Below are 1,741 nucleotides of genomic sequence, written 5' to 3' on the forward strand. Positions count from 1 at the left end.
GGCCCCCTGTGTCAGAGATGTTGTCGCGGGCTCTCATTCTGAAAGTATAGTGTGAGGGTGGCGGGATAGGATGACGACTTGGCGTACTCACCGGAGCGGAAGGCAGCGGTTCTGACGAAGATGCTGCCACCAAACAACATGCCACTGCGGCAGCTGTCGGAGGAAGAAGGCATATCGCAGGCGACGCTTGCCAAATGGCGGGCCGAAGCGCGCGCGAAGGGGCGGTTCCTGCCCGATGCCAATGCCGGCCCCGAAGGCTGGACCTCGGCAGACAAGCTGGCAGCCGTCATCGAGACGGCGGCGATGAACGAGGCAGATCTCGGCGAATACTGCCGTCGTCGGGGGATCTACCCGGAAAGCCTGCGGGTGTGGCGCGAAGCCTGCGCTCGGGCGAACGACTGGGAGCGCGCGGCCACGAGCCGGATTGCGCGTGAGACGAAGGACGACAAGAAGCGGATCCAGCAGTTGGAGCGTGAACTGGCGCGCAAGGAGAAGGCGTTGGCGGAAGCCGCGGCGCTGATGATCCTGCGAAAAAAGGCCGACGCGATCTGGGGCCCCAAGGGGGGCGAGGACGCATGACCTCTGCCTCAGATCGCCAAGAAATCGTCGCCCTGCTTGACGCGGCCACGGCAGGAGGGGCCCGCCGGGCAGCCGCTTGCGCCGAGCTCGGCCTGAGTGTCCGCACCTTGCAACGCTGGACGAGCGAGGAAGCGGAAATCGGTTTAGATCTTCGGCCTACCGCCAACCGTCCTACCCCGGCGAACAAGCTCAGTGACGAAGAGCGGGATCGGATCATCACGACCTGCGCGAGCCCGGAATTTGCCAGCCTGCCGCCGAGCCAGATCGTGCCGCGCTTGGCTGATCGTGGGATCTGGATTGCGTCGGAGTCCAGCTTCTACAGGGTCTTGCGCGAGCGCGGCCAGAACAATCGGCGTGGTCGTGCCCGACCAGCGATGCGCCCCAAGCCTCCCACCAGCTTTGAGGCAAAGGGCCCGTGTCAGGTCTGGAGTTGGGATATCACGTGGCTGCCCGGGCCAATTACAGGCAGCTTCTTCTACCTCTACCTGATCGTCGACATCTTCAGCCGGAAGATCGTCGGCTGGGAGGTGCATGAACGCGAGACCGCCGACTTCGCGGCTCGCCTGCTCGAACGGGCGGTCTGGTCGGAAAAGTGCCTCACCAAACCATTGGTCCTGCATGCCGACAACGGCAGCCCGATGAAGGGTGCAACGATGAGAGCCACGATGGACCGGCTTGGTGTAACCGCGTCCTACAGCCGCCCGCGGGTGTCGAACGACAATCCCTTCTCGGAGGCCCTGTTCCGGACCTGCAAATATGTGCCCACCTGGCCGCGAAAGGGCTTTGCAGACATCGATGCCGCCCGGAGCTGGGTGCAGGGCTTCGTGCGCTGGTACAACACCGAGCATCGGCACAGCGCCCTGCGTTTTGTCACGCCTGACCAGCGCCACCGCGGGGAAGACCACCAGCTTCTCGCACAGCGCAGCACGATCTATGAAGCGTCCCGCGCCGCGTACCCGAAACGGTGGTCAGGCGGCACCCGGAACTGGAAGCCAGTCGGTTCCGTCTGGCTGAACCCGGACAAGCCGAAATCCGCGCGCGACCGCCATGGGGCCGACGAAGCGCTTATCAACAAAGCTGGCGAAGGAGGCCCCATGGCAAAGCCCGTCGAAAACGCAGCTTAAAACTACGAGCACGCGACAACTACTTTGACAAATACCGG

Annotated in this window: 1 protein-coding gene; it reads left to right on the top strand. The window is 63.8% G+C overall.

Annotation, left to right across the window (positions count from 1 at the left end):
- Window positions 1-120: 120 nt before the first annotated feature.
- A protein-coding gene (locus BLV97_RS20585) for an IS3 family transposase (RefSeq protein WP_425285093.1) occupies window positions 121-1,703 on the top strand; the annotation gives its coding sequence in 2 pieces (ribosomal slippage) (window positions 121-561 and window positions 564-1,703; 1,581 coding nt in all).
- The last annotated feature ends 38 nt before the right edge of the window (window positions 1,704-1,741 follow it).

The sequence above is a fragment of the Allgaiera indica genome (assembly GCF_900106675.1).
Lineage (GTDB): Bacteria > Pseudomonadota > Alphaproteobacteria > Rhodobacterales > Rhodobacteraceae > Acidimangrovimonas > Acidimangrovimonas indica.